We start from the raw sequence: 9,601 nt of genomic DNA, 5'->3' as shown, positions 1-9,601 counted from the left end.
TGAGATTTAAAAAAAATACATGAAAAATTATTGTATTTTATAAGAAAAAATATGACACTTTTGGATCGATAAAACAACAAAATTATTGCTATTTAAAGTAAGCAAATTCTGAATACGAGTGCGCAATATCTGGCAAGTTTCGTAGTATGACAATACTTATAATAAGTCTACAAGCTAGAAAAGTAGTGAATTTTGCGAGAAATTAGCAATAATTGATAAGCTAAATGATCTATTTATTTTTACAGAGAGGAATATTATATGAAAGCAGTTGCTACAAACCCGATTCTTTCGGGCTTCTATCCTGATCCATCTATTGTCAGGGCAAATGATGACTATTACATTCTTAATTCATCTTTTGCTTATTTTCCGGGACTTCCAATCATGCATAGTAAAGATCTTGCTAACTGGCATCAGATAGGCAATGTCCTTTGTAATGACAAGTCACTTCCGCTTGATGGAACAGGGCTTTCTCAGGGGCTGTTCGCACCGACTATCAGATACCATGAGGGCAAATTTTATGTTGTATGCACCAATATCACAAAGGGCGGTAACTTCATAGTTACAGCAGATGATATTAATGGACCGTGGTCAGAGCCTGTCTACATCAAGGGAGCTGACGGAATTGATCCCAGTATTTTCTTTGACGATGATGGAAAATGCTATTATATCGGAACTCATCCCAATCCTGAGGGAGAGAAGTATAGCGGAGACTATTACATATACATAGGAGAGCTTGACAGTAAGACTTTCCAGTTCTGCGGAGAGAAAGTCAATGTTTGGAATGGTTCAATGAGAAATATCATCTGGCCTGAGGGACCTCACCTTTACAAAAAGGATGATTATTATTACATCATGCATGCAGAGGGCGGAACTGGACCTAATCACTGCGAAGCTGTCTGCAGGAGTAAATCTCTTTTCGGACCTTATGAGAACAATATGAATAATCCCATCATTACTCACAGAGATATGGGAAGTCAGTATCCGGTGCAGTACGTAGGACATGCAGATCTTGTGGAAACGCCAGCTGGTGAATGGTTTATGGTAATGCTGGGAGTAAGGCGCACGGAAGGCTTTACAACAATAGGAAGAGAGACATTTCTTGCAAAGGTTATCTGGGAAAATGGCTGGCCCGTTGTAAATCCGGGAGTAGCAAAGCTTACAAGCATAGTTGATACAGGTCTTGAAGAGGTCTTGTGGGATGATGATGTAAAAGCTTCTAAAGATTACGACTTTACTTCTATGAATAAGATAGGACCTGAGTTTCTGACACTTAGAAACGAGCAGCAGGATAGATATGAACTTACACAAAAAGGCCTTGCAATGAAAGCTTCAAAGCTTCCTATAACAGAAGAATCAAACCCTTCATATCTTGGTCTTAGAGTTCAGGATCATGCATTTAAAGCAAGCGTATCTGTTTGCCACAATATATATGATGAGGCAGTTACAAAGGGACTTGTCCTTATGCAGAATGAAAGCTTTTCATTAAGACTTTTACTTAAGGGCAAAGAAGTCTGCGCTGTACTAAGACAGGACAAAAAGGACAAGGTGCTTGGATCTGTGAATGTTATGGATCTTGTTACTGCTGATTCAAATGAAGTATCTGTTACTCTCAAAATTGAAGTAAATGGATTAATTGCAAAGGCTTCCGCATTCATAGGTGGTAAGGAAACAGTATTTGATGAAGCGGATATCAGAGCTCTTTCAACAGAAATTGCCGGCGGCTTTGTAGGCTGTACTGTAGGAATGTTTGCTTTTGATAATACAGGCAAGGATCTTGATAATGAGGCTGTGTTTACAAACTTTAAATATGAAGCGTGAAGTGTTTGATCGCAGGAGAGCATGAATATGAACTATAAAATCGATAACCAAAAAAGCCTGATATTCTTTTATCCCAAAGGAACTCTTAGCGGTGTTAAGAAAGTCATGAACAAGGTTTCAGAAGATGTCAATAAAGTTCTGGGGATTACTTCTGAGTTTACTAAAGTCATGACATATTCTGATATCGGAGACAGCTCTAAAGATAATACTGATAACGGTACAAATTATATAAAAAGTATATTTGTCGGAACTCTTGGAGTATCAACTGATCTTCCTTTGAGCAGTGAAGAAGAGGATACGCTGAAAAAAAGAAGAGAAGCATATGCATTTCTTTTTAAGAAGGCTCCAGGCAGTGATGAAATAAGGCTTGTGATCATAGGAAGTGATAAAAGGGGTACAATATACGGCCTTTTCCATTTGTCTGAACTTCTTGGCGTATCGCCCTGGGTTAACTTTGCTGATGTAAGACCTGCAAAGAAAGAAGAGCTTCTTATGACAGATGAGGATGCTTTTATTTCCAGAGAACCTTCAGTAAAGTACAGAGGTCTTTTTATAAATGATGAATGGCCTTCTTTTGGTAACTGGACTATGAAGCATTACGGCGGATTTACTGCAAAAATGTATGAAAATGTCTTTGAGCTTATCTTAAGACTTAAAGGTAACTACCTCTGGCCTGCCATGTGGACATCTAATTTCTCACTTGATGGACCTGGCCTTTTGAGCGCTGAACTAGCAGATGAACTTGGAATAGTAATGAGTAATTCCCATCATGAGCCTTGTTCAAGACATAGTGAAGAGTGGGACCTTGTAAGAGGCGAAGATTCCAAGTACGGCAATGCCTGGAACTTTGACAAGAACAAGGAAGGTCTTACTAATTACTGGAGAGACGGACTTAAGAGAAATGCTCCTTTTGAAAATATCATAACTGTTGGTATGAGAGGAGAAAGAGATAGCGAGGTTTTAGGAAGAGAAGCGACCCTTAAAGAGAATATTGATTATCTTAAGGAAGTTATACTAACACAAAGAAATCTTATCAAAGAAGTATATGGTGATAATGCTGATGAAGTTCCTATGATGCTTGCTATATATAAGGAAGTTGAGAAGTACTACTTTGGAGATGAGACTACTGAGGGACTTAGAAGCTGGGATGGTCTTGACGGCATAACACTTATGCTGTGCGAAGACAATCAGGGCAATATGAGAAGACTTCCCGAAAACGGTGAGACTCACAACGGTGGATTCGGTATGTACTACCATTTTGACTATCATGGTGATCCTGTTTCATATGAATGGGTTAACAGTACATATATACCAAAAGTATGTGAGCAGATGAGCGAAGCTTATGACAAGGGAGTAAGAGATATTTGGATTGTTAATGTTGGAGATCTTAAACCTCAGGAATTCCCGATCTCATATTTCTTCGAACTTGCTTATGACTATGAGAAGTGGAGCGTTCATTCTGAGAAACCTTACCAGAGATTTCTTAAATACTGGACAGCTCAGCAGTTTGAAGGCTTCCTTGAAGACAAAGAGCAGAATACGGTAATAGAGCTTCTTGACCAGTATACATATCTTAGCAGTATCAGAAAGCCTGAAAGCCTTTATCCTTCTACACTTCACAGCTTTAATTACGGCGAAGCTGATCATATATATAAGAAAGTAGAGGAGATAAAACATAAATGCGACGAACTTGAGATGTACGTCCTTGGTAAGAGACTTAAGGAAATAGATTCAGCTTTATTTGAACTTGTTATATTCCCTTCAAAGATCATTGCTAATCATTATGAAATGATGATAGCAGCCGGCAAGAACAAGGCATGCGCTGACAGGGGAAGAGTAATAGCTAACTTCTATGCAGAAGAAATCGAGAAGTGCTACAGAATAGAGAAAAATCTGATCAGCACCTACCATTCTATAGAAAGCGGTAAATGGGACGGAATGATGCTTTCTGCTCATACAGGTTTTAGATACTGGAATGAAGAAGAGAATATGTATCCTTCAAGATCATATATATGGCCTGCCAATAAACACAGAATGGTAGTAACAGTACCTCTTACAGGTGAGTATTCAATGGGAGGCGACTGGACCAGAAAGAATCTCTTCTTATATGAATTCATCAAGCCTTTAGTTAATACGCAGACCTTCCTTATAGAAAATGGAGGAAATGAAGAACTTGAATGGAAGATAGAGACAAGTGAAGAATGGATAAGCGTTGACTTGTTGTGCGGAAAGCTTCCTCCATTTGAACAGGCTGATGAAAAGATAAGCGAAAAAGAGATCACTGTAACAATAGACAGAGAAAAGCTTATGAGTCTTGTAAAAGACAAAGCTTCAGATGATGCAGGAAGCGCTGACAAGAAGTCAGGCATTATATATAGAAACAATACTTATTATGTAGCGGGAAGTCTTCTTTTGACATCCGGCAATAAAAAAGTAACACTTGTGGTTCTTGCAGCATGTTACAAAGATGAAGATCTTGAAAAAGAGCATCTTGTTCCGGTTATTCCTGATGAATGGCTTCCATTTATAAGTAAAGAAGATCATCCTTCTGCATTTGAAGAAGTAAGACTTCCTGTAAATACCGGAGATTCTATAGGCCTTGCGATCGAAGCTTTTGAATATGAGAAGCTTAACCCTGATAATGAAAGAGAACTTAAAGTCATAAGTCCTTATGGCAAGTATTCATGCGGACTTAAAGCTCTTGGCACTAAGGATGAAAAAGATAAGTCTCATGACATATCTTACCTAATTAATACTATAGAAGAGGGTGATTATGAGTTTACCTTTATCATAGCTCCTTCCAATCCTGTAACTAAAGACAATTCATTGAAAATTGCTATTACCTGGGATGAAAAGCAATATTTGCTAAATCTTATCGATGAGAAATATGTAGGCGGAGATAATAGCAACTACTACTGGTCCAAGGATATATTCGCAGGCGAGCACAGACAAAGCCTTAAACTCCACTGTAATAAGGGAGTTGGAAGACTTGATGTTGATCTTACAGATGACGGAATTGTTATTGAAAGGATACTTGTTAAGCATTCTAAGAGCAAATGGCACAAAGGATTTCTTGGTCCTATAGCTTCGGATGGCAGATAACTTGTCATATTGACTAAACGATTGCGGCTCAAATTGAGCACTATTGTGGATGATAACAAATGATAGCAATGTGTGAAAAGGTAGTCGCAATAAATAGGAAGTTTGAGTAACTGTCTGAACGTATAATTTATATATGAAAACAAGTGCAGGAGATAGGTATATGAAAAGCATTAAGAAAGGCCTGGCAATCGGGGCTGTAGCGGTTCTGGCAGTAATAGGCATCGCTGCATTGTTTCTGACAAAGAGGGTCGAAAACTTTAGGGACAAGTACGAAGGGGTGGACCTTACTAAGGATGTTGAAGGTATGGAGCGAACGGGTGGCTATACCGGATATCTCTTAGAACATGAGGGAAGCAAAGATTCAACTCAGGATATTGATATTGACCTTTCATCATATGAAGCTGAAGGCGATGTCAAGTTTGAGGCAAACTATGAAGGAGAAAGCAATGTTCTTTATACAGAACTTGATTCAAAGGTATCCTTCAAAGTAAATGCTCCTGAGGAAGGCTTCTACAACCTTTACCTTGAGTATTATCTGCCCGAGTCAAGAGGTGTTGCTGCTGAAAGAGCAGTATACATTAACGGAGAACTCCCGTTCGATGATGCTATCAATATTTCTTTTTCCAGAGTATGGGTTGATGACGGAGATAAGAGAATTGATAACCAGGGCAATGAAATAAGACCTAAGCAGATCGAAGAGTACTGCTGGCAGAGTGCATACTTCAAAGATAAGCTTGGTTACATATCAGAGCCATACAAGTTCTACCTTAATAAAGGTGAGAATGAAGTAACACTCGAAGCGGTCAACGAACCAATGGCGATAAAGAGCCTGAAGTTCACAAGTGTATATCAACTTGCAACATATGAAGAATATACAGCGGCCAATAAAGATAACAGTTCTAATCAGTCTGAAGGATACACACAGATAGTTCAGGGTGAAGATTCATCCAGAAGATCAGAATCATCACTTTATGCAAAGTATGACAGATCCTCTCCCTCAACTCAGCCTATGTCACTCAAGCATACAGTTCTTAACTATGTTGGTGGTGAAGCATGGAGAACTAATGGACAGTGGATTGAATGGGACGTAACAGTAGAAGAAGATGGCTTTTATAATCTCACTGTTAAAGGAAGACAGAACTATTCAAGAGGTAATGTATCAAACAGAACTCTGTATATTGATGGAGAGGTACCATTTAAAGAAGTAGAAGAGATTTCTTTTCCTTATACCAATAACTGGTCACTTATAACTTTATCTGACGAAAATGGTAATCCTTATAATTTCTATCTTACAAAGGGAACTCACACAATAAGACTTGAAGCTTCTCTTGGAGAACTTGGTAATATTCTCGAAGAGATCGAGGATTCTACATACAGATTGAATCAGATATATCGTAAGATCCTTGTTTACACGGGAGCAACACCTGACCAGTACAGAGACTATCATATAGAGACTACTTATCCTGAGATCATGGAAGCTATGGATCTTGAGTCAAAGAGACTATACAAGATAGTTGATGACATGGTTGACTATTCAGGTCAGAAGGCTGACTCAATTGCAACAGCTCAGACAGTTGCCCAGCAGCTTGAAAGATTCTGTGAAAAGCCTAATAAGATAACTACAGAGTTTACAACATTTAAAGATAATATCACTTCACTTGGTACTGCTTCACTTAACCTTAGCATGACAAGACTTGATATTGACTATATCGAAGTTACAGCATCAGGAACATCACCTGTTAAGGATACTGAAACTGCTCTCGACAAGATCGGACATGAGATCAAGTCATTCTTTGTTTCATTCTTTGTTGATTACAACGCAGTTGGTGATGTATACGGAGATGGCGAAGATGTAGTTAAGGTATGGGTTCTTACTGGTAGAGATCAGGGAACAATCCTTAAGTCCATGATCGATGAAGATTTTACTACAAGCACAGGAATCAAAGTAAACGTTGAGATAGTTGATGCGGGAGCACTTCTTAATGCAGTACTTGCAGGAAGAGGACCTAATGTAGTTCTTTCTATAGGTGCTGATCAGCCTGTAAACTACGCACTTCGTGGCGCAGCTGAAGATATTACGCAGTTCTCTGATTATCAGGAAGTACTTAAGTATTATTCAGAAAGTTCATACGAACAGTATACACTTGACGGTCATATTTACGGTGTTCCTGAAACTCAGACCTTTAACGTAATGTTCTACAGAAAAGACGTTATGGAAGAGCTTGGTCTTCCTATTCCTAATACATGGGATGAGCTTATATCAGAGCTTCCTACTATTCAGGGTAACAACCTTTCAGTTGGTATACCTACGGCAGCAGGTTCATCTGCAAGTGCAGCAGCTTCCACATCGATCATGTCAGCTCAGCCTGATCTGTCTATGTACTTCTCACTTCTTTTCCAGTATGGAGGAGATGTTTATAACGAAGAGGGTACCAAGACTACTGTTGACGATGAAGCAGGAATCAGAGCTTTTGATGATTATGTAAGGTATTTCAATGATTATGGTATACCTACAATTTATGACTTTGTTTCAAGATTCCGTTCAGGTGAGATGCCAATTGGTATTGCTCCATATTCTACATACAATACTTTGATGGTATCAGCACCTGAAATAAGAGGTCTTTGGGACTTTACTCTTATTCCTGGAACAGTTCGTGAAAATGAAGACGGTACTACTTATATAGATCGTTCAGACTTTATATCCGGCGCAGCAACAATGATGATCAAGACAGAAGATGAAAACCTTCGCCAGAATTCATGGGAATTCATGAAGTGGTGGGCACAGCCTGAAACACAGGTAACATTCGGTCGAGAGATCGAGGCTCTTCTTGGTGCATCAGCCAGATATGCAACTGCTAACAGAGAAGCTTTCGCTAATTTGTCCTGGAGTTCAGATGACATTGAAGTATTAAATGCTCAGTGGGATCAGACAGTTGGAATCAGAGAAGTTCCTGGTGGTTATTACACAGGAAGACATATTTCCAACGCTATACGAAAGGTATTTAACGAAAAGGTAGATTCACGAGAAACCATAATTGACTACTCTATCAAGATTGATGATGAGATTACCAAGAAGAGACGAGAATTTGGTTTGCCGATTTATGGGGAATGAGAGAAGAAGGTATGAAAGAATTTTTCAGTAAGTATATTAAGCTGAGGAAGCGTGAAGCCATAATAATGGTCAAAAAGGCCAAGATGTCCAAAATGTGTTACGCATTCCTTGCACCATATGCAATTCTTTTCGCAATGTTTTTTGTCTATCCGGTTGTAGCTTCAATTTATTACAGTTTTACTTACTACAATATTTTGGAGCCACCGAGGTTTCTGGGATTGCAGAACTATGTATCACTGATACTTGAAGATGATGTATTTCTTACAAGTGTCAAGAACACGCTGATGATAGCGGTTATAACGGGTCCTCTTGGTTATATAATGTCATTCCTTTTTGCATGGCTTATTAACGAACTTCCAAGATGGGTCAGATCAATTGCGGTAATCGTATTCTATGCGCCATCAATTGCAGGTAACTGTTATGTTATCTTCTCAGTATTCTTCAGAGGTGATGCATACGGATATGTCAACGCAGCACTTATGAATCTCGGAATTATAGATACACCTATTCTTTGGTTTATCAATCCGACATACATGCTTCCTATATGTATGGTGGTTATTCTGTGGATGAGTTTGGGAACAGGCTTCCTTTCCTTTGTAGCAGGTCTTCAGGGTGTCGATAAGGCACAGTTTGAAGCAGGTTACATGGATGGTGTAAAGAACAGATGGCAGGAGCTGTGGTATATCACGCTTCCTAACATGAAACCAATGCTTATGTTCGGTGCAGTTATGAGTATCACACAGGCATTTGGCGTAGCTGATGTAACAATTGCCCTTTGTGGTAACCCAAGTACTGACTATGCAGCCAGCACAATCGTTACTCACCTTATAGACTATGGTTCAGTAAGATTTGAAATGGGTTATGCATGTGCTATAGCAACAATTCTGTTCCTTATGATGATCCTTTGTAACAAGTTAATTCAAAATCTGTTGAGAAGAGTTGGTACGTAAAATGAAGAAAAAGGAAAAGGTCGTTAAAGAAAAAGAATATCGTAAGCCCTTAGTAAAGAGAAGGAAGCCTAACCGCTCAATTATCGGCGACATATTCTTATATCTGTTTTTATTATTTGTAGCAATAGTAATGGCTTTCCCTATTATATATGCGGTCAGCAGTGCTTTAAAGCCTCTTGATGAACTCTTTAAGTTCCCTCCGCGTATATTCCCTCAGAATCCGACATTCGATAACTTCTCGGATCTGTTTGTAACAATGGGTAAAAGCTGGGTTACATTTTCAAGATACCTGTTCAATACAGTATGGATAACATTTGCAGGTACCTTTGGACATCTGATCATTGCTTCTATGGCAGCTTTCGTACTTGCTAAGTACGATTTCCCAGGTGGTCAGACATTTTTCAAGATCATAACAGTTGCGATGATGTTCACAGGTTATGTTACACAGATTCCTAACTACCTGATACTGAACAAGCTCGGATGGATTGATACATATTGGGCAATCATAATTCCTGCGTTCGCATCACCTATGGGACTCTTCCTTATGAAGCAGTTCATGGAAGGTCTTCCTACATCACTTATTGAAGCTGCCAAGATCGACGGTGCCAATGAGTGGAGA

The 9,601-nt window shown here is 39.0% G+C and carries 5 protein-coding genes; all 5 read left to right on the top strand.

Annotated features, from left to right (window positions below):
- The first annotated feature begins 258 nt into the window (after window positions 1–258).
- Window positions 259–1,818: a glycoside hydrolase family 43 protein gene (locus tag K6G87_RS02630; RefSeq protein ID WP_296833510.1), complete on the top strand. Its 1,560-nt coding sequence runs from the start codon at window positions 259–261 to the stop codon at window positions 1,816–1,818.
- 27 nt (window positions 1,819–1,845) lie between these two features.
- Entirely contained in the window at window positions 1,846–4,920 is a 3,075-nt protein-coding gene (locus tag K6G87_RS02625; protein ID WP_296833507.1) for a glycosyl hydrolase 115 family protein, read from the top strand.
- A 160-nt stretch (window positions 4,921–5,080) separates the two neighbouring features.
- Entirely contained in the window at window positions 5,081–8,032 is a 2,952-nt protein-coding gene (locus tag K6G87_RS02620) for an extracellular solute-binding protein (RefSeq protein WP_296833504.1), read from the top strand.
- A gap of 11 nt (window positions 8,033–8,043) precedes the next feature.
- On the top strand, window positions 8,044–8,982 hold the full coding sequence (locus K6G87_RS02615; protein WP_296833501.1) for a carbohydrate ABC transporter permease: 939 nt from the start codon (window positions 8,044–8,046) through the stop codon (window positions 8,980–8,982).
- A 1-nt stretch (window position 8,983) separates the two neighbouring features.
- Window positions 8,984–9,601: carbohydrate ABC transporter permease (locus tag K6G87_RS02610; RefSeq protein ID WP_296833498.1), on the top strand; the 618-nt coding region annotated here is incomplete at its 3' end.

It is taken from the genome of Butyrivibrio sp., from assembly GCF_024699075.1.
The sequence above is the reverse complement of the archived record's forward strand: the minus strand, read 5'-3'. Positions and strand labels throughout refer to the sequence as shown.